This is a genomic window from Staphylococcus sp. HMSC063A07, from assembly GCF_001836955.1.
GTDB classification, from domain to species: Bacteria; Bacillota; Bacilli; order Staphylococcales; family Staphylococcaceae; genus Staphylococcus; species Staphylococcus lugdunensis.
Window position 1 is genome coordinate 1 of sequence record NZ_KV830926.1, and the last position, 259, is coordinate 259.

Genomic DNA, 259 nt, shown 5'->3' on the forward strand with positions numbered 1-259 from the left:
AAGCGGAGTAACATTTGATCCGACAACAAACACAATAAGCGGTACAGCGACGAAGGTCGGCACCTATCCAATTGTAGTGACAAGCACTGACACTGAGGGTAATAGTGTCGAGACAAAATTCAATATCAAAGTTGTAGATACGACAGCACCGACGGTGAAAGAGATAAGTGATCAAACCAAAGAAGTGAATACGGCAATCGATAACATCGAGATCAGTGCTACAGATAACAGTGGCGAAGTAGTAACAAATAGAGTCAGT

General features: G+C 42.5%; 1 protein-coding gene. It reads left to right on the forward strand.

Annotation, left to right across the window (positions count from 1 at the left end; all coding sequences use genetic code 11):
* The coding region (locus HMPREF2597_RS08460; protein ID WP_141760433.1) for a putative Ig domain-containing protein at positions 1-259 on the forward strand (259 nt) is incomplete at both ends.